This is a genomic window from Streptomyces diastatochromogenes, from assembly GCF_002242805.1.
In the GTDB taxonomy this organism is placed as follows: Bacteria; Actinomycetota; Actinomycetes; order Streptomycetales; family Streptomycetaceae; genus Streptomyces; species Streptomyces diastatochromogenes.
The window spans coordinates 417,325-438,987 of sequence record NZ_MCGQ01000013.1 but is presented as its reverse complement, the minus strand read 5'-3'; the positions used below and the strand labels follow the sequence as shown (position 1 = coordinate 438,987).

Annotated in this window: 18 protein-coding genes and 1 tRNA gene; 9 read left to right on the top strand and 10 right to left on the bottom strand. The window is 71.2% G+C overall.

What is annotated here, in order from left to right; genetic code table 11:
- Nucleotides 1-128 precede the first annotated feature (128 nt).
- Complete coding sequence (locus tag BEK98_RS16830; RefSeq protein WP_094217327.1) at nucleotides 129-1,346, top strand: L,D-transpeptidase; 1,218 nt, start codon at nucleotides 129-131, stop codon at nucleotides 1,344-1,346.
- 157 nt (nucleotides 1,347-1,503) lie between these two features.
- On the top strand, nucleotides 1,504-2,250 hold the full coding sequence (locus BEK98_RS16825; protein ID WP_094217326.1) for a DUF6227 family protein: 747 nt from the start codon (nucleotides 1,504-1,506) through the stop codon (nucleotides 2,248-2,250).
- A gap of 31 nt (nucleotides 2,251-2,281) precedes the next feature.
- Here BEK98_RS16825 and BEK98_RS16820 read toward each other — a convergent pair whose 3' ends face one another.
- The 5 genes from BEK98_RS16820 to BEK98_RS16800 form a co-directional block, all read right to left on the bottom strand.
- The gene (locus tag BEK98_RS16820; RefSeq protein WP_094217325.1) at nucleotides 2,282-2,515 is read right to left on the bottom strand and encodes a hypothetical protein; all 234 of its coding nucleotides are present in this window, start codon (nucleotides 2,513-2,515) and stop codon (nucleotides 2,282-2,284) included.
- 111 nt (nucleotides 2,516-2,626) lie between these two features.
- The gene (locus BEK98_RS16815; RefSeq protein ID WP_094217324.1) at nucleotides 2,627-4,711 is read right to left on the bottom strand and encodes a PTS fructose transporter subunit IIABC; all 2,085 of its coding nucleotides are present in this window, start codon (nucleotides 4,709-4,711) and stop codon (nucleotides 2,627-2,629) included.
- Between the two features lie 304 nt (nucleotides 4,712-5,015).
- Nucleotides 5,016-5,963 (bottom strand): 1-phosphofructokinase, encoded by a 948-nt coding sequence (gene pfkB / locus BEK98_RS16810; protein ID WP_094217323.1) that lies wholly within the window; start codon nucleotides 5,961-5,963, stop codon nucleotides 5,016-5,018.
- Entirely contained in the window at nucleotides 5,960-6,721 is a 762-nt protein-coding gene (locus BEK98_RS16805) for a DeoR/GlpR family DNA-binding transcription regulator (protein ID WP_094217322.1), read from the bottom strand. The genes pfkB and BEK98_RS16805 overlap by 4 nt, the downstream gene beginning before the upstream one ends.
- Nucleotides 6,722-6,929: 208 nt before the next feature.
- Nucleotides 6,930-8,441, bottom strand: coding sequence for an MFS transporter (locus BEK98_RS16800; protein WP_094217321.1), 1,512 nt, complete (start codon nucleotides 8,439-8,441; stop codon nucleotides 6,930-6,932).
- A gap of 62 nt (nucleotides 8,442-8,503) precedes the next feature.
- Between BEK98_RS16800 and BEK98_RS16795 the strand changes: the two genes are divergently transcribed.
- Nucleotides 8,504-9,487: a helix-turn-helix transcriptional regulator gene (locus tag BEK98_RS16795; RefSeq protein WP_094217320.1), complete on the top strand. Its 984-nt coding sequence runs from the start codon at nucleotides 8,504-8,506 to the stop codon at nucleotides 9,485-9,487.
- A gap of 6 nt (nucleotides 9,488-9,493) precedes the next feature.
- Here the strand turns inward: BEK98_RS16795 and BEK98_RS16790 are convergent, their stop codons facing one another.
- A complete protein-coding gene (locus tag BEK98_RS16790) occupies nucleotides 9,494-10,105 on the bottom strand; it encodes a TetR/AcrR family transcriptional regulator (RefSeq protein ID WP_094217433.1) in 612 nt (203 codons plus the stop codon).
- 607 nt (nucleotides 10,106-10,712) lie between these two features.
- Nucleotides 10,713-11,717 (bottom strand): sigma-70 family RNA polymerase sigma factor, encoded by a 1,005-nt coding sequence (locus tag BEK98_RS16785; RefSeq protein ID WP_094217319.1) that lies wholly within the window; start codon nucleotides 11,715-11,717, stop codon nucleotides 10,713-10,715.
- A gap of 190 nt (nucleotides 11,718-11,907) precedes the next feature.
- On the opposite strand from BEK98_RS16785, the gene BEK98_RS16780 reads away from it, so the two are divergent.
- Nucleotides 11,908-12,426 carry a GNAT family N-acetyltransferase gene (locus tag BEK98_RS16780; protein ID WP_094217318.1) on the top strand — a complete coding sequence of 173 codons (519 nt, stop codon included), beginning with the start codon at nucleotides 11,908-11,910 and terminating at the stop codon, nucleotides 12,424-12,426.
- A gap of 30 nt (nucleotides 12,427-12,456) precedes the next feature.
- Here BEK98_RS16780 and BEK98_RS16775 read toward each other — a convergent pair whose 3' ends face one another.
- Nucleotides 12,457-13,248 (bottom strand): dioxygenase family protein, encoded by a 792-nt coding sequence (locus BEK98_RS16775; RefSeq protein WP_094217432.1) that lies wholly within the window; start codon nucleotides 13,246-13,248, stop codon nucleotides 12,457-12,459.
- Between the two features lie 147 nt (nucleotides 13,249-13,395).
- Here BEK98_RS16775 and BEK98_RS16770 point away from each other — a divergent pair, with 147 nt between their 5' ends.
- Nucleotides 13,396-13,905 (top strand): MarR family winged helix-turn-helix transcriptional regulator, encoded by a 510-nt coding sequence (locus tag BEK98_RS16770; RefSeq protein WP_094217317.1) that lies wholly within the window; start codon nucleotides 13,396-13,398, stop codon nucleotides 13,903-13,905.
- A gap of 16 nt (nucleotides 13,906-13,921) precedes the next feature.
- On the opposite strand, the gene BEK98_RS16765 is transcribed toward BEK98_RS16770, so the two are convergent.
- Together BEK98_RS16765 and BEK98_RS16760 are read right to left on the bottom strand one after the other, a co-directional pair.
- A complete protein-coding gene (locus BEK98_RS16765) occupies nucleotides 13,922-15,460 on the bottom strand; it encodes an MFS transporter (RefSeq protein ID WP_094217316.1) in 1,539 nt (512 codons plus the stop codon).
- A gap of 143 nt (nucleotides 15,461-15,603) precedes the next feature.
- The gene (locus BEK98_RS16760; RefSeq protein WP_094217315.1) at nucleotides 15,604-16,245 is read right to left on the bottom strand and encodes a TetR/AcrR family transcriptional regulator; all 642 of its coding nucleotides are present in this window, start codon (nucleotides 16,243-16,245) and stop codon (nucleotides 15,604-15,606) included.
- A 384-nt stretch (nucleotides 16,246-16,629) separates the two neighbouring features.
- Here BEK98_RS16760 and BEK98_RS16755 point away from each other — a divergent pair, with 384 nt between their 5' ends.
- From BEK98_RS16755 to BEK98_RS16740, 4 genes are all read left to right on the top strand, one after another.
- Nucleotides 16,630-17,907, top strand: coding sequence for a M6 family metalloprotease domain-containing protein (locus tag BEK98_RS16755; protein WP_094217314.1), 1,278 nt, complete (start codon nucleotides 16,630-16,632; stop codon nucleotides 17,905-17,907).
- Nucleotides 17,908-17,967: 60 nt separating this feature from the next.
- Nucleotides 17,968-19,581 (top strand): IclR family transcriptional regulator domain-containing protein, encoded by a 1,614-nt coding sequence (locus tag BEK98_RS16750; protein ID WP_094217313.1) that lies wholly within the window; start codon nucleotides 17,968-17,970, stop codon nucleotides 19,579-19,581.
- A gap of 104 nt (nucleotides 19,582-19,685) precedes the next feature.
- Nucleotides 19,686-21,326, top strand: coding sequence for a glutamate--tRNA ligase (locus BEK98_RS16745; protein WP_094217312.1), 1,641 nt, complete (start codon nucleotides 19,686-19,688; stop codon nucleotides 21,324-21,326).
- Between the two features lie 91 nt (nucleotides 21,327-21,417).
- A tRNA-Arg gene (locus BEK98_RS16740) sits at nucleotides 21,418-21,490 on the top strand.
- Nucleotides 21,491-21,663 lie beyond the last annotated feature (173 nt).

Here is a 21,663-nt window from a genome sequence, read left to right as displayed (position 1 = left end):
CCGGATTGTCGCGGTTCTGTCACGTGATGGCGTGCATGGGCAACGGAGGGAACCTCCCCCGGGGCCGGATCCCTCTTTCTCCACGCACTGGAACGGATCACGCACATCACACGAACCTGGAGCAGCCCGTGACAACGCCGGACATTGCAGCGCGGCGCGCACTGGGGGCCTGTGCCGCCCTGATGGTCGGCGCCCTCACCCTGACCGCCTGCGGCGGAAACGCCAACGCCACCGACGACAGCAAGGGCGGCAAGGACTCGCCCAAGACGTCGACGGCGAAGGTGGTGATCTCGGCCAAGGACGGTTCGACCGGCGCGTCCATCAACGCGACCGGCGTGAAGGTCAGCGACGGCAAGCTGACGGACGTGAAGATGACCGTGGCGGGGTCGGGGCAGACGGTGCCGGGATCGATATCCGCGGACGGCAGCGGCTGGAAGCCGAAGGAGCAGCTGGAGCGCGGCACGAAGTACGAGATCGACGCGACCGCGAAGGACGCGAGCGGACGTACGGCGGCGGCCAACTCCATCTTCACCACCGTCAGCTCGGCGAACAGCTTCATCGGCACGTACACGCCGGACAACGGTTCGACGGTCGGCGTGGGCATGCCGGTGTCGTTCACCTTCGACAAGTCCATCACCGACAAGAAGGCCGTGCAGTCGCACATCACGGTCAACTCCAGCAGCGGGCAGCAGGTGGTCGGGCACTGGTTCGGGGACCAGCGGCTCGACTTCCGGCCGCAGGAGTACTGGAAGGCCGGCTCCAAGGTCACGATGAAGATCGACCTGGACGGGGTGCAGGGCGCGAGCGGCGTCTACGGCGTGCAGAAGAAGACGGTGTCCTTCACGGTCGGGCGCTCGCAGGTCTCCACGGTCGACGTCAACACGCAGACCATGACGGTGGTTCGGGACGGCAAGACGCTCAAGTCGGTGCCGATCTCAGCGGGCAGCGCGCAGCACACCACGTACAACGGGCAGATGGTGATCTCCGAGAAGTTCGTGCAGACCCGGATGAACGGGTCGACGGTCGGCTTCGGCGGGGAGTACGACATCCCGGACGTGCCGCACGCGATGCGTCTGACGTCGTCCGGCACCTTCATCCACGGCAACTACTGGTACAACCGGGGCAACCCGCCGTTCGGCCGGGAGGGCACCAGTCACGGCTGCGTCGGCCTGGCGGACGTGCAGGGCGCGCAGGGCGACACCACGGCCAAGTGGTTCTACGACAACTCGCTCATCGGGGACGTCGTGATCGTGAAGAACTCCCCGGACACCACGGTGTCCCCGGACAACGGGCTCAACGGCTGGAACATGGCGTGGAGGGCTTGGACCGCCGGAAGTGCCGCCTGACCGGCAGGTTCTGACGGGTTGTGAGGCCGCGCGGGAACTTCTCGCGCGGCCCTCACGTTTTCCCGGCATACGTTTTCTCGGTTCCCGGACATGATGTCCGACCGAGGGGCTACGGTATGCACCCACAAGGTGACATGCAGCAACGCCGGGAGAAGCCTTGAGCGTTCCGTACGAGACGGCAGCGTACGAACCAGCCGAGTCGCCCGAGTCTCCGGAGGAGCATCTCGAGCGACTCCTCGGCCGTGCCCTCAACTCCTTCGAGCTGCCCGACGAGGTGATACGGCGGCTCGACTGCGCCCTGGCGCACGACAGTTCCCTGCGCTCCGCCCACCACAGCGCGGGGCTGCACCGCGAGACGTACCGGCACACCTGGCTGCTCGCCGACGGCTCGGCGGTGACGCTGTGGGAACTCGTCCACAACACCGTGCCGGGTGGCGACGCACAGCACGAGGTGTACGTCGACGAGGAGGAACTGCACACGGCCACCGCCCGGCTCGCGCTGCCGCCGGACACGCCAGACTTCGAGCTGCCGGTGCTGATGCAGCTGTCGTCGATTCCCGAGCCCCGGCATGTGTACGCCCCGGACGACTCGGCGGACCACGCGCGCCGGCTGCTGCGCCGTGCGGAGAACCCCGACCGGCCGGGCGCGGAGACCGCGGCGCTGCTGGCGACGGCGGTCGCGCACCAGATCACCCAGGCGTTCGGGCGGCCCGGCCGGGTCGGCCGGGCGGGGCTGAGCTTCGCGCTGTACGAGCACGCGTTCCTGCTGGCGGACGGCCGGGAGGTCTCCCTGTGGGAGGTCGAACACACGGCGACCCCCGATGGGCGACACATGTGCGAGGTCTACACGACGGAGGACGCGGCCCGGGACGCCATGGAGCGGCGCGCGGCGCGGCAGGGCTGAGGCGCCCGGCAGGAGCTTCGGCGTTCTTCCGTCAGCGGCCGTCGAGGCGTCGCACGAGGCCCGCGAAGGCATCCTGTTCCGCCGGGGTCAGTTCGACGTACTCGTGGACGGGGCCGACGTCCGGCTGGTGCGGGAGGGCCGGCAGAGCGGCGGCCTCGACGCGGGCGCGGCGCATCAGGCGCGTCACCGCGAGGGCCCAGACGACGCCCGCCACGGTGAGGACGGTCACGCCGATCAGTTGAAGAGTCGAGACGTGCTCAGGCATGCGGTCCAGTACACACCACGGTCCGGGACTTTGGCCCCGGACCGTGACGTATCTCGCATGAGCCGTGAACAACTCACAGCTCACCAAAGGGACAAGAGGTGGCCCTGCCGATCAGGCGGCGACCGGCTGCTTAGCCTCCTTGGGCGCCGTGGCCGGGTTCGCGGCGGGGTCGGTGGCCGCGGTCTCCGGGGCCTGCTTGCGCATGCCCTTGAGGAGGACGACCAGGGCCGTGGTGACGCACACACCGATCGCGATGGCGATCAGGTAGAGGAACGGGTTGCCGATCAGCGGGACCACGAAGATGCCGCCGTGCGGGGCGCGCAGGGTGGCGCCGAAGCCCATCGACAGGGCGCCGGTGATCGCGCCGCCCACCATGGAGGACGGGATGACCCGCAGCGGGTCCGCCGCGGCGAACGGGATGGCGCCCTCAGAGATGAAGGAGGCGCCCAGCACCCAGGCGGCCTTGCCGTTCTCGCGCTCGGTCTGGGTGAAGAGCTTGCCGCGGACCGTCGTGGCCAGGGCCATCGCCAGCGGCGGGACCATGCCGGCCGCCATCACCGCGGCCATGATCTTCATCGCGGAGTCGCTCGGGGTGGCGACCGCGATGCCGGCCGTGGCGAAGGTGTAGGCCACCTTGTTGACCGGGCCGCCCAGGTCGAAGCACATCATCAGGCCGAGCAGGGCGCCGAGCAGGATGGCGTTGGTGCCGGTGAGGCCGTTGAGCCAGTCGGTCAGGCCCTTCTGGGCCGAGGCGATGGGCTTGCCGATCACGACGAACATCAGGAATCCGACGATCGCCGAGGAGATCAGCGGGATCACCACCACCGGCATGATGCCGCGCAACGCCGCCGGGATGTTGACCTTCTGGATCGCCATCACCACGCCACCGGCGATCAGACCGGCCGCCAGACCGCCGAGGAAGCCCGCGTTGATCGTGAGGGCGATCGCGCCGCCGACGAAACCGGGGACGAGACCGGGGCGGTCCGCCATGCCGTAGGCGATGTAGCCGGCCAGGACCGGGACGAGGAAGCCGAAGGACACCACGCCGATCTGGAACAGCAGCGCGCCCCAGCTGCCCGTCTGGGTCCACACGAAGTGGTCCATGACCGACGGCGCCTTGTTGACCTTCCAGCCGCCGATCGCGAAGCCGAGGGCGATCAGCAGACCGCCGGCCGCGACGAACGGGACCATGTAGCTGACGCCGGACATCAGCCACTTGCGGAGCTTGGTGCCGTAGCCCTCGGTGGAGTCGCCCGCGCGCTCGACCGGCGTGCCCGCGGCGGCCGCCGCGGTGACCTCGCCGCGCTCGGCCTTGCCGCGCACCTCGGCGATCAGCTCGGCGGGGCGGTTGATGCCCGCCTTCACGCCGACGTCGACCGTCGGCTTGCCCGCGAAGCGGTCCTTGTCGCGTACGGGGACGTCGTGCGCGAAGATCACGCCGTCCGCCGCCGCGATCGCCTCCGGGTCGAGCCGGGTGAAGCCGGCCGAGCCCTGGGTCTCCACGATCAGCTCGACGCCCGCCTCGCGGCCCGCGTTCTCCAGGGACTCGGCCGCCATGTAGGTGTGGGCGATGCCGGTCGGGCAGGAGGTGACGGCGACGATACGGAAGGGCCGTTCGGCGGAGTCAGGGCCGGTGCTCGCGCCCGGCGCCGGTGCCGTACTGCCCGCCGCGGCGCCGGCGGAGGCCGCCCCCGGCGCCGCAGCGGTGTCTTCGGAGGCGTCCACAACGCCCTGAGCGCCTTCCGCCGAAGGCGCCTCGTCCCCGCGGATCAGCGCCGCCGCCGTCCCCGCGTCGCCCGCCGACCGCAGCGCATCCGTGAACTCGGTGTTCATCAGCTGGCGGGCCAGGGACGAGAGGATCGTCAGGTGGGCGTCGTCGGCGCCGGCCGGGGCCGCGATCAGGAAGATCAGGTCGGCGGGGCCGTCCGGAGCGCCGAAGTCGATGCCGGCGGCGCTGCGGCCGAAGGCGAGCGTCGGCTCGGTGACGTGGGCGCTGCGGCAGTGCGGGATGCCGATGCCGCCGTCGAGGCCGGTCGGCATCTGGGCCTCACGGGCGGCCACGTCGGCGAGGAAGCCCTCCAGGTCGGTCACCCGGCCCTTGGCCACCATGCGCTCGGCGAGGGCGCGCGCCGCCGCTTCCTTGGTATCGACGGACAGGTCGAGGTCGACCAGGTCCGCGGTGATCATGTCGCTCATCGCGGGCTCCTATGCACGCGTATCGCCCGGGGAGTGAGGTGGGCGGGGGTGGGGACGGGGGTGCTGTGGGGGGAGGCAGCGGGTTGGGCGGAGGCGGGGCCGGGGAGACCCCGCCTCCTGGGGGCGTCGGCAGAGCGGCTCGGGGCGCTCTGCCGGCCCGCTGAAGCGGCGAGTAACGGGGAGCCTCGCCGCTTCAGGACCGGTGGGTGGAGCGGCGCCGACGGCAGGGCCGGCGTGGTCGTACGGGCAGTGCCCGGCGGCATGGTCCGCATGGCCGGGGTGGTCGTACGAGCAGTGCGGACGTTCATGACACCGGCTCCGTCAGTTCGCGGTCGATCGGGATGTCGGCCGTGACCGTCACCGCGGCCGGGTCGAGGTCCGCGGGGGTCGGCATCACGCTGCCGGGGAGCTGGACGGCGGCGGCGCCGTGGGCGACGGCGGAGGCGAGGGCCTCCGGGCCGCTGCCGCCGGCGATCAGGAAACCGGCGAGGGAGGAGTCGCCGGCGCCCACGTTGCTGCGTACGGCGTCCACGCGCGCGCTGCCGAACCAGGCGCCCGCGTCGTCCACGAGCAACTGCCCGTCGGCGCCCAGGCTCGCGAGCACGGCGCGTGCGCCCATCTCGCGCAACTCCTCGGCCGCCTTCACCGCGTCGCCCACCGTGACCAGGGGCCGCCCGACGGCTTCCGCCAGTTCCTCGGCGTTCGGCTTCACCACGTCGGGCCGCGCGCGCAGCGCCTCCAGGAGCGCACGCCCCGAGGTGTCCAGGGCGATGCGCGCACCCCCGGCGTGCGCCCGCGTGACCACGTCGGCGTACCAGGAGGGCGCGAGCCCCCGGGGCAGGCTCCCGCAGCACGCGATCCAGTCCGCGTCGCGGGACTGCGCGCGGACGGTGTCCAGGAGCAGTTCCTGTTCGGCCGGGGACAGCTCGGGGCCCGGCGCGTTGATCTTCGTGAGCACCCCATCCGCCTCCGCGAGCGCGATGTTCGAGCGGGTGGCTCCGGTGACCGGGACCGGCGCGACCTCGATGCCCTGCGCGTGGAGCAGATCGGCGACGAGCGCCCCCGGCGCACCACCCAGGGGCAGAACGGCGACCGTGCGCCGCCCGGCGGCCGCGACGGCGCGCGAGACGTTCACACCCTTGCCGCCGGGGTCCATGCGCTCGCCGGTGGCGCGGATGACCTCGCCGCGCTCCAGGGAGGGGACCTCGTAGGTGCGGTCGAGGGACGGGTTGGGGGTGACGGTGAGGATCATGCGCGCACTACTTCCGTGCCGCCGCGCTCGATGACGGCGGCGTCTTCGGGGCTCAGCCCGCTGTCGGTGATCAGCAGGTCCACATCGCTCAGGTCGCCGAAGCGGGCGAAGTGCTCCTGGCCGTGCTTGGAAGAGTCGGCGAGGAGGACGACGCGGCGGGCGGCGGCGATGGCAGCGCGCTTGACCGCGGCCTCGGCGAGGTCGGGGGTGGTCAGACCGTGCTCGGCGGAGAAGCCGTTGGCTGCGACGAACAGGACGTCGGCGCGGATCTCGCCGTACGCACGCAGCGCCCAGGCGTCCACGGCGGCGCGTGTGCGGTGCCGTACGCGCCCGCCGACCAGGTGGAGCTGGATGCCCGGATGGTCGGCGAGGCGGGCGGCGATCGGCAGGCTGTGCGTGACGACGGTGAGGGAGGCCTCCAGCGGGATGGCTGCGGCCATCCGCGCCACCGTCGTACCGGCGTCGAGGACCATCGTGCCCTCGGCGGGCAGCTCGGCGAGGGCCGCCTTGGCGATGCGGTCCTTCTCGTCGGCGGCGGTGGACTCGCGTTCGTTGAGGTCCGGCTCGAAGTCGAGGCGGCCGACCGGGATGGCACCGCCGTGCACCCGGCGGACCAGGCCGGCCCGGTCGAGGGCCTTCAGATCCCGGCGGATCGTCTCCGCGGTGACCTGGAACTCCTCGGCCAGCGACAGCACGTCCACCCGGCCGCCGTCACGGGCGATCCGGAGGATCTCCTGCTGCCGCTCCGGTGCGTACATGTCCGTTCGCCTCCGACTCATGCCCGAACGTGTGGTTTCACCGCGAGAGTACGCGCGGATTTCCGGGAAGTAAACAGGTTCGGGCCAGAATCGGGCATGAACGGACTTCCGGCTGTGTCCGGGCGTCTGCCCGGCAGCTACCAGGACAGCTGCCCGGACACAGAAGGGCCCGGTACCTGGTCGGTACCGGGCCCCTCGTCGTGCCTGGTCAGGCCACCAGCTCGGGCTCCCGCTCCACCGCCGGAGCGTCGGCCGCGCCCTCCACGTGCTGCGCCGGACGCTTCGGCAGGGCGGACATCAGCAGGAAGATCACGCCCATCACGCCGGCCACCCACCACAGCGCGTGCTGGAAGCCGTGTACGAAGGCCGGGCCCACCTGGGCGCGGGTCAGCCGGTCGCCGATCACGCCGAAGAACACGACCGAGACCAGTCCGAGGCCGAGCGCGTTGCCCATCTGCTGCACGGTGTTGATCAGGCCGGACGCGGACCCCGCGTGCTCCTGCGGGACCTCCGAGAGCACCGCGTCCGTCAGCGGGGCGACGATCAGGCCCATGCCGGCGCCCATCACGACCAGCGGGAGCGCCATCTGCCAGGAGGCGATGGCGAGGCCGTACCGGTGCGCCTCCCAGATGTAGAGGAGGACACCCGCGGCCATCAGCAGCGCGCCCGCCTGGAGCACCTTGCGGCCGAAGCGCGGGACCAGCTTCTGCACGGACATCCCGGCCGCCGTCGAGACCGCGAGGGAGAACGGCACACCGGTCAGGCCCGCCCGCAGCGGGCGCCAGCCCAGGCCCACCTGCATGTACAGCGTCCAGACCAGGAAGAAGATACCGAGCGCGACACCGAAGACGGTCTGTACGGCGATGCCGGCGGCGAAGCTCTTCACGCGGAACAGCGACAGCTCGATGAGCGGGGAGCCGTCCCGGGCCGCCTTGCGCCGCTCGTACGCCACCAGCGCCGCGAAGACGCCGAGCGCGCCGGCCATCGAGACGTACCCCCACAGCGGCCAGCCCAGCTCGCGGCCGCGGGTGAGCGGGTAGAGCAGCATCAGCAGGCCGAGCGTCACCAGGGCGACGCCGACGAGGTCCAGCTTCAGGGCCTTCGGGGCGCGGGACTCGGTGATGTAGCGGCGGCCGAGGAGGAAGGCGGCGACGCCGACGGGGAGGTTGATCAGGAAGATCGGGCGCCACTCCAGACCGAACAGGTTCCACTCCGTCAGCAGGGCGCCGAGCAGCGGGCCGGAGACCGCGCCCAGACCGACGATCGCGCCGAAGAGACCGAACACCTTGCCGCGCTCGTGGGCGGGGAAGGTGGCGTGCACGATCGACAGGACCTGCGGAACCATCATCGCCGCCATGCCGCCCTGCAGGATCCGGGAGGCGACCAGCATCTCCGGGTTCGCGGCGAAGCCGCACAGGGCGGAGGCCAGGGTGAAGCCGCCGATGCCGATCAGGAACAGCCGGCGGCGGCCGTGGATGTCGCCGAGGCGGCCGCCGGTGATCAGACCGGCGGCGAAGGCCAGGGCGTAACCCGCGGTTATCCACTGGATCTGGCTGAAGGAGGCGCCCTCGTTCTGCTTGATCGAGGGGATCGCGATGTTGACGATCGTGACGTCGACGAGGTCCATGAAGGCCGCGGTCATCACGATCGCCAGGGCGAACCATCGGCGGCGGTCGCCTGGGGACTGCTGCGTACTGAGGGGCTGTTCCGTGGAGGTCATGCGCCCAAGCTAGGACCCCATTAGGTCAGATCGCGTCCTATTTCTACGGCATCCTCGACAGCATGACGACGGACACTCCGGCTCGGCTCCTTCAGCTGCTCTCCCTCCTGCAGACCCCGCGCGAGTGGCCCGGCGGTGAGCTGGCCGACCGGCTCGGGGTGTCCCGCCGTACCGTGCGGCGGGACATCGACCGGCTGCGGGAGCTGGGGTATCCCGTGCAGGCCAGCAAGGGTGCCGACGGCGGCTACCGGCTGGTCGCGGGCAAGGCCATGCCGCCGCTGGTGCTCGACGACGAGGAGGCGGTGGCGATCGCGGTCGGGCTGCGGGCCGGGGCCGGGCATGCGGTGGAGGGGGTGGAGGAGGCGTCGGTGCGGGCGCTGGCGAAGCTGGAGCAGGTGCTGCCGTCGCGGCTACGGCACCGGGTCTCGACGCTTCAGGCCGCGACGACGGCGCTGACCAGCGGGGACGGGGCCAGTATCGCGCCGGAGACGCTGACCGTGATGGCGTCGACGGTGGCGGGGCGGGAGCGGTTGCGGTTCGCCTACCGGGACAAGGACGGCAGCGAGTCGCGGCGGCTGACCGAGCCGCATCGGCTGGTGTCCACGGGGCGGCGCTGGTACCTCGTCGCGTACGACCTCGGGCGCGAGGACTGGCGGACGTTCCGGGTGGACCGGGTACGGGAGCCGTTCGCCACCGGTGTGCGGTTCGCTCCGCGGGAGTTGCCGGAGGGCAGTGCGGCGGAGTATCTGCGCCGGTCGATCCGGCGGGGGCCGGAGGCGCGGGAGACGTACGAGTTCGAGGTGCGGTTCGCCGGGTCGGTGGAGGTGGTGGCGGCGAAGGTGCCAGGGTGGGTCGGGGTGCCGGTGGCGGACGGGGAGGGTGGGTGCGTGGTGCGGGGGAGCAGCGGGGATCCGGTGGAGTGGCTGGCGGTGCGGTTGGCGATGGTGGGGTGTGAGTTCACGGTTCGGGGGCCGGATGAACTGGTGGAGTGCGTAAGGGAGTTGGGTGGGCGGTTGAGTCGGGCGGGGGGAGTTGGGGAGGCCTAGCGGGTTTCAGGACTCCTCGCCCCAGTCGAAGCCCGCCAACGCCTCCAGGTTCTGCAGGGCCAGGGCTGCCGGCCCGTCAGGGCCCGCCGGTGGGGACGTCGTCGTGGACCAGGATTCGACGGCCACCCGGATAGCCGCGCCGGCAACTGCCGCTGCGAAGCGGAGGTGTTGAGGGGCCGATGCCGGGTGGGCAACGTTGTCCTGGGGTTTGCCGGCGGACGCCAACCGCTCCGCCAGGATGTCCGCGAGCGTGCTCTCCGACGCCTGGCAGACCTCCGCCCAGACCTTGCGCAGGGCGGGGCTCGCGTCGGCCAGGCGGATCAGGGTGCGGACCCACTCCCAGGACGAGGCCGAGACGCCGACGCCCGGGGTGAGGGTGTGGTGGACCGCGTGGCGCAGGGCCTCCGGGACGGTGAGCGCGGGCGGGGCCTCGCGGACCGCCTGCGTCCAGCGCTGGGCACCCGCTGCGTAGAGCGGGGCCACCGCCTCTTCCTTCGAGGCGAAGTAGCGGTAGAACGTGCGCGGCGCGATGCCCGCCGCCTGGGCGATGTCCTCCGCGCGGGTGGCGCGCAGGCCCTGGCGGACGAACAGGGCGGCTGCCGCGCGGGCGATCTCCATCCGGGTCTCCGCCTTGCGGCGCTCGGTGAGGGACGCCGGGGCGGAGGCGGAGGCGGGGGCCGTGGCGGAAACAGGCTGGTGGGCGGTGTTGCCGGTGGTGCTGGGGGTGCTCACCTCGGCAGGCTATGCCGATGTGGCAGAATCTGCCATCCGGCGGGCCACCCCGGGGTTCAGGTACGGGGTGGCCCGCCGCTCCAGCATGTCCGCACCGCCGGCCTTCGGCACGCCCGGTGCTCCGCACCATCGGCCATACGCGCCGCGGCTCTCGCCCAACAAAAAGCCGGGCCCCGGCGCCTGGGGGGGGTAGGCGCCGAAGCCCGGCTCTGGGAAGGTCCCGGCGCCGGGGGGGTGGCGCGGGGACGTGGCTCACAGCTCGCGTCGGATCAGGTTGCTACGACGTGCTCGTCATGGCAGGTGTGGGGTGTCTGCGAAAAGCGGGAGTGCGGGCCCTCGGGGTCCAACTCCTGGGCCCTGAAGGGTTGTTCCCTCGGGCCCCGGGGTTGAAGCGATGGGACCACGCCATGTTTGCGCCGTCTTTCGCCACCGGGCGCACGCGGTCGTACGCCCGGTTGAGTCAGGGTCCGTCATAAACCGTAGGGCCGGTCCGTCAGGCTGCCGCGTCGAAGCCGGTGCTCCGGGCCAGCTTCTTCAGTTCGAGCAGCGCGTGCTTCTCGATCTGGCGGATGCGCTCGCGGGTCAGACCGTGCTCCTTGCCGACCTCGGTCAGGGTGCGCTCGCGGCCGTCATCGATGCCGTACCGCATCTTGATGATGGAGGCCGTGCGCTGGTCCAGACGGCCGATCAGGTCGTCCAGCTCCTCGCTGCGCAGCAGCGTCAGCACCGACTGCTCCGGCGACACCGCCGAGGTGTCCTCCAGGAGGTCGCCGAACTGGGTCTCGCCCTCGTCGTCCACCGCCATGTTGAGGGAGACCGGGTCACGGGACCAGTCGAGCACGTCGGTCACGCGCTCCGGCGTCGAGCCCAGCTCGGCGGCGATCTCCGCGGGCTCCGGCTCGCGCCCGTGCTCGCGGTTGAACTCGCGCTGCACGCGGCGGATACGGCCCAGCTCCTCCACCAGGTGGACGGGGAGCCGGATCGTGCGGGACTGGTCGGCGATGGACCGGGTGATGGCCTGACGGATCCACCAGGTGGCGTACGTCGAGAACTTGAAGCCCTTGCGGTAGTCGAACTTCTCGACCGCGCGCACCAGACCGGCGTTGCCCTCCTGGATCAGGTCGAGCAGGGGCAGGCCCGCGCGGGGGTAGCGCCGGGCCACTGCCACGACCAGGCGGAGGTTGGAACGGATGAAGACGTCCTTGGCCCGCTCGCCCGCGGCGATCAGGGCCTCCAACTCCTCGCGGGAGGCGTCCGTCCCGGACTCCTCCTCGCCGTCGAGGACCTGCCGCGCGAACACACCCGCCTCGATGGTCTGGGACAGCTCGACTTCCTTGGCGGCGTCGAGCAGCGGTGTACGCGCGATCTCGTCGAGGTACATGCCGACCAGGTCGCGATCGGCGATCTCGCCGCCATGGGCGCGAGCGCGAACACTGCTTGCCGAGTCGGCCGTCTCGCCGGTGGCGGACTGACGACGGGCGACGGCACGGGTTGCCATGCGTGCTCCCTTGCGATGGTGGGCGGGCGGGTGTCCTTTAAGGGATGCTCAGCACTCCTGGAACTCCTGGGACTCTCCCCGAGTGCCCGGCATCCGAAGGAAACAACGACTGGAATCCGGACAGAATTCCCAACCCTCCCCTCAATTTTTCTGATCATGCAGTACCCTGTCCGACCACAGGGGAGGCCAGATGCCGTCGGCACGTACAGAAGTGCAGGTCAGGCCGGGATTCGAGAGCGACCTCGAAGCCCTCACGGACATCTACAACCACTACGTACGTGAGACGCCCATCACGTTCGACACTGCGATCTTCACGCCGGAAGAGCGCCGCCCTTGGCTGCTCTCCCACCCGGAAGACGGCCCGTACCGCCTGATGGTTGCCACGGACGGACGCTCTCAGCGAATTCTGGGGTACGCCACATCCAGCCCTTACCGGGTGAAGCCCGCGTACGCGACATCCGTGGAGACTTCGGTGTACGTCGCTCCGGACGCGGGCCGCCGCGGGATCGGCACCCTGCTCTACGACGCTCTCTTCAAGGCCCTGGCCGACGAGGACGTCCACCGCGCCTACGCCGGCATCGCCCAGCCCAACGAGGCCTCCGAGCGGCTGCACACACGCTTCGGCTTCCGGTACGTCGGCACCTACCGGGAGGTCGGGCGCAAGTTCGGCCGCTACTGGGACGTGGCCTGGTACGAGAAGGACCTGTAGGACCTGCAGGACCCGTAGAGACCAGTCGGCTCAGCCGAACTGCACCGACCGCTTCGCCATCCCCATCCAGAACCCGTCGATCACGGACTTCTGCGCGTCCAGCTCGCCGCCCGCCTCCGCCGCGCCCATGGTGACGAAGAGCGGGGCGAAGTGCTCGGTGCGCGGGTGGGCGTAGCGGCCGGCCGGGGCCTTGTGGAGGAAGTCCAGCAGGCCGTCCCAGTCACGGGCCTCCAGGGCGTGCCGGCCCCAGTCGTCGAACTCGGAGGACCAGCTGGGCACGCCGCTGCCCGCGTGGCGCAGGGCGGCCAGGTTGTGGGTGAAGAAGCCGGAGCCGACGATCAGCACGCCCTCGTCGCGCAGCGGGGCGAGCTTGCGGCCGATGTCCATCAGGCGGACCGGGTCGAGGGTCGGCATGGAGATCTGGAGGACCGGGATGTCGGCCGCCGGGAACATCTCGACCAGGGGGACGTAGGCGCCGTGGTCGAGGCCGCGGTCGGGGATGTCCTGGACGGGGGTCCCGGGGGCGTGCAGCAGCTTGCGGACGGACTCGGCGAGTTCGGGTGCGCCGGGGGCGGCGTACTGGACCTGGTAGTAGTGCTCGGGGAAGCCCCAGAAGTCGTAGACGAGCGGGATGGTCCGGGTGGCGCCGAGGGCGAGCGGGGCCTCCTCCCAGTGGGCGGAGACCATGAGGATCGCCTTGGGGCGGGGCAGGTCCGCGGACCAGGCGGCGAGCTGGCCGGGCCAGACCGGGTCGTCGGCGAGCGGCGGGGCGCCGTGGCTGAGGTACAGGGCGGGCATGCGCTCCTGGGTGGCGGCGGACATGACGGCGGCTCCCAATGCTTCGGTGCGCATCACCAGGATGCGCTTCACTCAGATGTTCCGACCTGATGCTTTAACTCTCAAGCTCTGGATAACAGAGTACGCCCGACTTGTTCAAGTTTCAAGGAGATGCCCCGTACAGTGGGATACATGAACACGGCAACGGACCCCGCCGGCCGGCACCGCTGGCTCACCGACGAGGAGCAGCGCGTCTGGCGCGCCTACCTGCATGCCACTTACCTGCTGGAGGACCATCTCGACCGGCAGCTGCAGCGCGACGCGGGCATGCCGCACATCTACTACGGCCTTCTCGTCGGCCTCGCCGAAGCACCGCGCCGTCGGCTGCGGATGACCGAGCTGGCCATGAAGGCGAAGATCACCCGCTCCCGGCTGTCGCACGCCATCGCGCGCCTGGAGAAGAACGGCTGGGTCCGCCGCGAGGACTGCCCCTCCGACAAGCGCGGCCAGTTCGCGGTGCTCACCGACGAGGGCGCCGAGGTGCTGCGCCGGACCGCTCCGGGCCATGTGGCCGCCGTACGGCAGGCGCTGTTCGAGCGGCTGACCCCGGAACAGCAGAAGACCCTCGGCGAGATCATGGAGATCGTCGCCGAGGGCCTTCAGCCCAACGAAGCGGGTGCGGACCTGCCCTGGCTCCGCTAAGTCACGGTCCCGGGGGTCAGTGGGCGACCACCGGCACCGGCACCTCGTCCTCGACTCCCTCGCCGGAGGCCACCGTGGTGGAGCCCGGCCGGCCGGCGTTGACGAAGGTGAAGGCGATCAGCGCGGCGAGGCCCAGGATGCCGACGGCGAACCAGATCGCCGCGCTGTAGCCGTGCACCATGCCCTGCAGCTGGACCAGCTGCTGCTGCGGCTTGGAGGCCGCACCGCCGATGTGGTCCTTGATGAACGACGTCTGCGCGGAGGCGGCGATCGTGTTCAGCAGGGCGGTGCCGATCGCGCCGCCCACCTGCTGCGAGGTGTTGACCATCGCGGAGGCGACACCGGCGTCCCGGGGCTCGACGCCCATGGTGGCCAGGGACATGGCCGGCATGAACGCCGTACCCATACCGAGGCCGAGCAGCAGCATCGCGGGCAGCAGCAGGGTGGTGTACGAGGAGCCGACCTCCAGCTGGGTCAGCAGCAGCATGCCGAGTCCGGCGACCAGGAAGCCGGGGCCCATCAGCAGCCGGGCCGGGACCCGGGTCATCAGCCGGGTGCCGATCTGGGTGGAGCCCGTGATCATGCCCACGATCATCGGCAGGAAGGCGAAGCCGGTCTTGACCGGCGAGTAGCCCTTCACGATCTGCAGGTAGTAGGTCAGGAAGAGGAACAGGCCGAACATGCCGATGATCGCGAGGCCGAGCGAGAGGTAGATCCCGCCGCGGTTGCGGTCGGTGACCACGCGCAGCGGCAGCAGCGGGGCCTTGACCTTGGACTCGACCAGCACGAACGCGAGGAGCAGCACCGCGGACGCGACGAACATCGAGACGGTCACGGCGTCGCCCCAGCCGTCGGACTCGGCGCGCGTGAAGCCGTAGACGAGCGCGACCAGACCGAGGGTGGACAGGATCACGCCGGGGATGTCGAGCGGGGAGCGGTTGCGGCCGCCCTCGGGCTCACGGATGACGAAGTAGGCGCCGGCCGCGGCGACGATGGCGAACGGGACGTTCACGAAGAAGGTCCAGCGCCAGTTCAGGTACTCGGTGAGGAAGCCGCCGAGGATCAGGCCGACGGCACCGCCGCCACCGGCGATCGCGCCGTAGATGCCGAACGCCTTGGCGCGCTCCTTGGCGTCCGTGAACATCACGGCGAGCAGGGACAGCGCGGCCGGGGCGAGCAGGGCGCCGAAGACACCCTGGAGGGCGCGGGCGCCGAACATCATCGCGCCGGTGGTGGCGATACCGCCGAGCACGGAGGCGGCCGCGAAGCCGCTCAGGCCCAGGACGAAGGCGCGCTTGCGGCCCCACAGGTCGGCGATGCGGCCGCCGAAGAGCAGCAGCCCACCGAAGGCGAGGGCGTAGGCGGTGACGACCCACTGCCGGTTGCCGTCGGATATGCCGAGGTCGGTCTGGGCGGAGGGCAGGGCGATGTTCACGATGGTGGCGTCGAGGACGACCATCAGCTGGGCGAGCGCGATGAAGACGAGCGCCTTCCAGCGGTTGGCGTCGCCGCTCGGTGCGGCGGCGCCGGGAGCCTTGAGGGCTGTTTCGGACATGGGGATACCCACTTCGGGACTTCGTGACGGAAAAATGATCAGAAAACGGAAGACTGTCGGGCGTGCTGGAGGGACGGCTCGTCGTCGGTGACGGCCTGGGCTTGCTCGTACAGGAGACCGGTGTCGCGGTCCGAACTAATCGGTCAGGACCGGCGCAGCTCCTTGATGGTCACGGCCGTGCCGGGCAGGGTCGAGCGGGCCGGAGCCCGCAACCCGTCCAGGAACAGCTGCAGATGGCGGTGGACGAAGCGGTCGCTGCTCAGGCAGTCGGTGCCGGCCGGCGGCCGGCTGAGCTGGGCCACGACGACCAGCAGGTCGCCGACGCCCACGTCGGGGCGGAGCTGGCCCGCCTCCTTGGCCCGGCCCATGACCTCCTCGACGAGCTGCTCGACCCGTCCCTGGGACTCCACCAGGTCGGGGTGCTCCTTGTCGAAGGTGCTGGAGACCATCGGGCACAGCGCGCTGATCCGCTCGTCGGCGGCGGTGTGCACGAAGTGCTCCAGGGCGGCGAAGGCGTCCCCGGTCTCCGCGAGGGCCTGCTCGGCCGCTTCGGCCGTACGGTCCATGACGGAGCAGACGACCTCGCGGACGAGGGCATCACGATCCGGGAAGTTGCGGTACAGCGTGGCGTTGCCGACGCCGGCCCGGCGGGCGATCTCGTCGAGCGGCACGTCCGGGCCGTGCTCGACGAACATCTCGCGGGCGGCGGTGACGATCCGCTCCCGGTTGCGCAGGGCGTCGGCGCGGGGCCGGGGTGCCTTGCGCGTGGGGGTTGCGGTCTGCACGGTGTACTCCCTGAATCGGTGCGGCGGTCTTGGTCGGTGAGGCGGTCTTGGTCGGTGACAGCCGCCTGGGTCGGTGACTGTGGTCTGTGTCGGTGAGGCGATCCGGTGAGGCGATCCGGGGAAGGCGTCCCCGCTTCGATCGGACACAGGTCTAAACGGGGAGAGCTTCCCCGGTTATTTCCCGCCGCCGGAAAGAATTCCTGTGACCTGAACCACACTTGCCGAGCGCGGTCCCCACACTCACCGAGCGCGGTTCCCACCCGCGCGCACGCGGATTTCCCACGATCGGTCTCCTCCAGCGCGCGCCCTCCACCCCGGCGACACAGGGTGAGCGCAAGGGTGCAGCCGGAGACCAGCGGCTGCCGTGGAGCGGAAGGCCCCTGCATGCAGCCGCACTCGCCCCGCCGCCGCATACGCCCGCGCCGTGTGGCCGCCCTCGCCGCGGTGACCGTACTGACCCTCACGGTCAGCACCTCGGCCGGGACCGGGCATCTGACGGCGCCCACCACCGCCGGGCCCATCGGCCTGGCCCGCTCCACCGCCCTCTCCCCCTGTCTGATCCGCAGCGGCCTGGACGTCCAGATGACGGAGGGCCTGCCCACCCCGGCCGGTTACTCCCGCTCCACCGGCACGGTCCACGCCCTGACCCTGATGGTCGACTTCTCCGACGCACCCGGGCAGGGCAGCGCGCTCGACCGCTTCCACGAGTTCTTCCCGCAGACCCAGGACTGGTTCCGCACGGCGTCGTACGGCCGGCTCGACTACCACCCCGAGACCCCGATCACCACCTGGCTGCGGATGCCGAAGTCCTTCAAGGAGTACGGGATAGAGCGCGGCGCGCCCTTCGACCCCGGCTACCGGCAGCTGGTGCAGGACATCGTGGCCGCCGCCGATCCCGAGGTGGACTTCCGCTCGTACGACCTGCTGAACGTGCTGGTCACCCCGAACGCCGGCCCCTCCGCCCTGGACACGGTGCTGTCCGTGACCTTCGCGGGCAACGGCGACGCCCCGGTCGCCGACGGCGTCCCCATCTCCAACGCGTCCTTCGTCTACTCCCGCCAGGACGACGGCTCCGGCTCCTACGCCCGCACCGGCTACCGCGTCCTGCCGCACGAGAACGGCCACACCTTCGGCCTGCCCGACCTCTACACCCAGGACGGCGGGGGCACGGTCGGGCACTGGGACATCATGAGCGAGGACTGGGGGGCCAACAACGACCTGCTCGGCTGGCACAAGTGGAAGCTGGGCTGGCTGGACGGCAACCAGGTCGGCTGCGCGGCGGCCCCGGGCACCGTCACGTACACGCTGACGCCGCTGTACAAGGCGGGCGGCGGGAAGCTGGTCCTCGTGCCGGTGAGCGCGCGGACCACGTACGCGCTGGAGCTGCGCACCCCGGGCGGCAACGACGAGGCGGTGTGCAAGCCCGGCATCCTCATCTACCGGGTCGACGCCACCGTGGACACCGGACGCGGCCCCGTCACGGTCTACGACGCCCACCGCAACAGCGGCGGCTGCACCCGCAGCCCCAACGTCCACGCGGAACTCTCCGACGCCCCCTTCTCCCCCGGCGAGTCCTTCAAGGACCCGCGGCAGGGGATCACGGTCGAGGTACTGGACCCGGACACCTCCGGGAACTACAAGGTGCGGATCACCAGGAGCTAGCAGGGCGGGAGACGGGGCGGGTTTACCGTAGGCGTGCCTGGATGCCGTATCGGAGAGCTGATGCCCGCGAACACCGCACTGGACGCCGAGGTCCGCGCCGGGGTGCCGGCCGAGGCGGTCGCGCCGCTGATCCGTGGGATCGCCGTGCTGCGGCGGCTGACCGAGGCGGGCGGCACGCTGAGCCCGAGCGCGCTGGAGCGGGCCACCGGGCTCGCCCGGTCCACGGTCGACCGGATCACCGCCACCCTGGCCCGCATGGGGTACGTCCGCCACGACGGCCGGGACATCGTCCTCACCCCCCGCGTGATGGAGCTGGGCAACGCCTACCTGGCCGCCCTGCGCCTGCCCGCGCTGCTCGACGCGCGCGCCGACGCCCTCGCCGACGAACTGGACGAGTCGGTGTCGCTCGCGGTCGCCGACCTGGACGGCATCCGCTTCATCCACCAGGCCACCCGCCGCCGTGCGATGTCCGTGAGCTTCCGGATCGGCGACCTGCTGCCGGCCGAACGCACCGCGCCCGGACCGCTGTTCGCGGCCGGCTGGACGGAGGCGGACCGGCAGCGGTGGCGGGCCCGGCGGGCCGAGGATCCCGGGGACGCCTCCTTCCCTGCCGTACCGCCCCGGTCCGCGTCCGCCCCGGACGACTTCGAACGACGCGTGGAACAGGCCCGCCGGGACGGCTGGGCGCTGGACGACCAGTTGATCGAGCCGGGCCTGGTCGCGGTCTCCGTACCGGTACGGGAGCCGGACACCGGCCGTGTCGTCTGCGCGGTGAGCGTGGTCAGCCACACCAGCCGCCACTCCGCGGCCGGCCTGCGCACCTCCCTGCTCCCCCGGCTGCGTACGGCGGTGGCGGCGATGGAGGCCGACCTGCGCGAGGCGGCGCGGCCGCAGCCCGGCCCGCCGCCCTCGGGCCTGGCGACCTGGACGACGGCGTCCAAGCACGAGCTGGGCCGGGAGTTCGTCGAGTCCCTGGCCCGGGGCCTGACCGTGCTGACCGCGTTCGGCGAGGGCCGCTCGGCGCTCACCCTGACCGACGTGGCCCGGGCGACCGGCCTGGCCCGCGCCACGGCCCGGCGGGCGCTGATCACGTACGAGCACCTGGGCCTGGTGGCCGCGGGCCCCGACCGCACCTTCACCCTCACGCCCCGCGTCCTGGACCTGGGCTTCCCACCCCTGTCCCGCAGCACGCTCCCCCGCCTCGCCGAGCCCCACCTGAGGGCCCTCACCGACCGGTTGCACGAGCCGACGGCACTGGCGGTCCTGGCACCGGGCACGGAGGCGGAGATCCAGTACACGGCCGGGGCGGGCGCGAGCCGGGTGCTGACCGTCGACATCACGGTGGGCGCGCGACTGCCGGCCGCGTCGACGTCCCTGGGCCGCGTACTCCTCGCGGACACCGACGAGCCCCTGTCCCCCGCCCTCACCAAGGTCCGCGCGCAGGGTTACGCCCTGGTCGACGAGGAACTGGAGTCGGGCCTGCGGTCGATAGCCGTGCCGGTACGGGACCGTACGGGCCGGGCGGTCACCGCGGTGAGCGTGGCCACCCACCCGGCCCGCCGCACCCTGGAGGACTGCGTCCACGACCTCCTCCCCGCCCTGCGTGCGACCGCCGACCACATCCAGACGGACCTGCACACCGCGTCCCGCTTCACACGGGTCCCGCCGGCCTGAGCGGCAACCTCCCGCCCAACTTCGGCCCCGCCGAAGCCGAACAGCCCGTTGATAGCCTGAACTCCCCTTCCAAACTCCTCCTACGCCGGAAACCGAGACCCTCCATGCTCGACGCCAGCACCATCGACGCACTGTTCCCCGCGGACCTTCCGGAGCCCGCGCACTGGGAACAGCGCTACCCGGCCCGTGACCTGCCCGCCGGCGCGCAGGTCACGCGGCTGGCGCCGTCGCCGACCGGCTTCGTCCACATCGGCGGGATCTACGCGGGCCTGATCAACCAGGCTGTCGCGCACCGCACCGGCGGCAGGTACCTGGTACGCATCGAGGACACCGACCAGTCGCGCCAAGTCGACGGCGCCATCGAGCAGTTCAACCGGGCGTTCGACTACTTCACCCTGCCCGCCGACAGCCCCACGGCCATCGGCGACTACGGCCCCTACCTCCAGTCGGCACGCCAGGACATCTACCTCAGCCACGTCCGTGCGCTGCTCCGGACGGGCCAGGCCTACCTCTGCTTCGCCACCCAGCAGGAGCTGGCCGACATCCGGCAGCGCCAGGAGGACACCAAGGTGCCGACCGGGTACTACGGCGACTGGGCGATCTGGCGCGACGCCGACCCCGGCGAGGTCACGGCCAGGCTCGCCGAGGGCGCGCCCTACGTGGTGCGTTTCCGCTCGCCCGCCCTGGCGGGTGCGCGCCGTGCCTTCACGGACGCCATCCGCGGGCGCCTGGAGCACGAGGACAACCGCAACGACGTGGTGATCCTCAAGTCCTCCGACAGCGCAGTGCGGTTGCCCACGTACCACTTCGCCCACGTCGTGGACGACCATCTGATGCGGGTCAACCTCGTCATCAGGGGCGAGGAGTGGATCTCCTCCGTCCCCGTGCACCTTCAGCTCTTCGAGGCGCTCGGCTTCGAACCGCCCGTGTACGCGCACATCGCGCCGCTGATGAAGCAGATCAAGGGCGGCAAGCGGAAGCTCTCCAAGCGCAAGGACCCCGAGTCCACCGTCGACTTCTACCTCGGCGAGGGCTACCCGGCCGAGCCGGTCCTCCACTACCTCCGCGGGCTCGCGAACGGCCGCCTGGCCGAACTCCCCCTCGCCCAGGCGCTTCAGGAGCCCATCAGGCTCGAGGACTGCGGGGTGGCGGGTCCGCTGGTCGACCTGGTGAAGCTGGAGGGCATCAGCGCGGACCACATCGCCACCCTGACCAGCGAGCAGATCCTCACCGCCGTGCGCGAGTGGGCCCTGTCCCACGATCCCGACCTCGTGCCCGTCCTGGACGCCGAGCGGACCCTCGCCCTCGCGGCCGTGGACGTGGAGCGCGTGGGCGTGGACAACCCCCGCAAGGATCTCCGTAAGTGGGCGGACTTCCGAGACGCCTACGGCTTCTTCTTCCCGCAGCTGTTCACACCCGTCGCCGCCGGGGACGAGCGGCTCGGCGGCCTCGACGAGGACCTGGTCCGCGCCTTCGCACAGGACTTCGCGGACCGGTACGCGGAACTGGACGATCCCCAGGCCTGGTTCGACCAGATCCGGACCCTCGCCGCCCAGCACGGCTTCGCCGCGACGCCCAAGGAGTTCAAGAAGAACCCGGACGCCTACCCCGGTTCGATCCGCGAGGCCTCCCAGCTGATCCGCGTGGCCCTGACCGGCTCGACCCGCAGCCCCGACCTCTTCGCCGTGGCCCGCACACTGGGCCGCGAGGAGGTACTCCACCGCGTGACGACGCTGACCTCATAGCGTCACGTACCGGGACGAGGCATCAGCCGCGGCCCCACCACCTCGACCTGATCCGCTACCCTGTCAGAGACCGCCTTCAGTGGCGGTCCCCGCCTTCGTAGCTCAGGGGATAGAGCACCGCTCTCCTAAAGCGGGTGTCGCAGGTTCGAATCCTGCCGGGGGCACAGAGAAACACCTGGTCAGAGGCCACATGGACCCTCCGTGGACGTCACGGGGGGTCCTTTGCGTGCTCTATGGGAACATCCTGGGAACGGGATGATGGTGGATTTAGGCAACTTTAGGCCGATCATGCCGGGCGTGCCGTACACGGCCGGCGGGTGATTCGAGCGTCTCCGTC

What these genes read in the sequence shown, in the direction of transcription:
- BEK98_RS16820 (WP_094217325.1), bottom strand. Translation starts at nt 2,515, where the DNA reads ATGCCTGAGCACGTCTCGACTCTTCAACTGATCGGCGTGACCGTCCTC.
- BEK98_RS16815 (WP_094217324.1), bottom strand. Translation starts at nt 4,711, where the DNA reads ATGAGCGACATGATCACCGCGGACCTGGTCGACCTCGACCTGTCCGTC.
- pfkB (WP_094217323.1), bottom strand. Translation starts at nt 5,963, where the DNA reads ATGATCCTCACCGTCACCCCCAACCCGTCCCTCGACCGCACCTACGAG.
- BEK98_RS16805 (WP_094217322.1), bottom strand. Translation starts at nt 6,721, where the DNA reads ATGTACGCACCGGAGCGGCAGCAGGAGATCCTCCGGATCGCCCGTGAC.
- BEK98_RS16800 (WP_094217321.1), bottom strand. Translation starts at nt 8,441, where the DNA reads ATGACCTCCACGGAACAGCCCCTCAGTACGCAGCAGTCCCCAGGCGAC.
- BEK98_RS16795 (WP_094217320.1), top strand. Translation starts at nt 8,504, where the DNA reads ATGACGACGGACACTCCGGCTCGGCTCCTTCAGCTGCTCTCCCTCCTG.
- BEK98_RS16790 (WP_094217433.1), bottom strand. Translation starts at nt 10,105, where the DNA reads ATGGAGATCGCCCGCGCGGCAGCCGCCCTGTTCGTCCGCCAGGGCCTG.
- BEK98_RS16785 (WP_094217319.1), bottom strand. Translation starts at nt 11,717, where the DNA reads ATGGCAACCCGTGCCGTCGCCCGTCGTCAGTCCGCCACCGGCGAGACG.
- BEK98_RS16780 (WP_094217318.1), top strand. Translation starts at nt 11,908, where the DNA reads ATGCCGTCGGCACGTACAGAAGTGCAGGTCAGGCCGGGATTCGAGAGC.
- BEK98_RS16775 (WP_094217432.1), bottom strand. Translation starts at nt 13,248, where the DNA reads ATGTCCGCCGCCACCCAGGAGCGCATGCCCGCCCTGTACCTCAGCCAC.
- BEK98_RS16770 (WP_094217317.1), top strand. Translation starts at nt 13,396, where the DNA reads ATGAACACGGCAACGGACCCCGCCGGCCGGCACCGCTGGCTCACCGAC.
- BEK98_RS16765 (WP_094217316.1), bottom strand. Translation starts at nt 15,460, where the DNA reads ATGTCCGAAACAGCCCTCAAGGCTCCCGGCGCCGCCGCACCGAGCGGC.
- BEK98_RS16755 (WP_094217314.1), top strand. Translation starts at nt 16,630, where the DNA reads ATGCAGCCGCACTCGCCCCGCCGCCGCATACGCCCGCGCCGTGTGGCC.
- BEK98_RS16750 (WP_094217313.1), top strand. Translation starts at nt 17,968, where the DNA reads ATGCCCGCGAACACCGCACTGGACGCCGAGGTCCGCGCCGGGGTGCCG.
- BEK98_RS16745 (WP_094217312.1), top strand. Translation starts at nt 19,686, where the DNA reads ATGCTCGACGCCAGCACCATCGACGCACTGTTCCCCGCGGACCTTCCG.